Source organism: Citrobacter sp. TBCS-14, assembly GCF_005280805.1.
Classification (GTDB): Bacteria; Pseudomonadota; Gammaproteobacteria; order Enterobacterales; family Enterobacteriaceae; genus Citrobacter; species Citrobacter gillenii.
Window position 1 is genome coordinate 1 of the sequence record NZ_SZWM01000358.1, and the last position, 493, is coordinate 493.

General features: G+C 54.1%; 1 pseudogene. It reads left to right on the forward strand.

Annotated elements, in window-relative coordinates:
* Positions 1–493 (forward strand): annotated as a pseudogene (locus FDX22_RS15490) (AsmA family protein); the annotation flags it as partial.

Genomic DNA, 493 nt, shown 5'->3' on the forward strand with positions numbered 1-493 from the left:
CCACCGTTTGAAACGGACGGGCGTCTGGTGGCGAAAATCGATCCGGAAAAGTCCTCTCTTTTTGAATACCGCCATTTTAATGGTCGCATTGGCGATAGCGATATTCACGGGACGCTGGCCTACACCACCGGCAAGCCGCGACCCATGCTGAAGGGCGATGTGGAATCACGCCAGCTGAGGCTGGCTGATTTGGGGCCGCTGATCGGTGTGGATTCAGGCAAAGGGGCAGAACGGGCAAAACAATCTGAACAGCGCAAAGGTGANACGGGCAAAACAATCTGAACAGCGCAAAGGTGAGAACAGTGCGCAACCCGCAGGCAAAGTCTTGCCGTATGACCGTTTTGAAACCGATAAATGGAACGTGATGGATGCTGATGTGCGTTTCAAAGGACGGCGTATCGAACACGGCAGTAGCCTGCCCATCAGCGATCTCTCCACCCATATCCTCCTGAAAAATGCTGACTTGCGCCTGCAGCCACTGAAATTTGGCCTC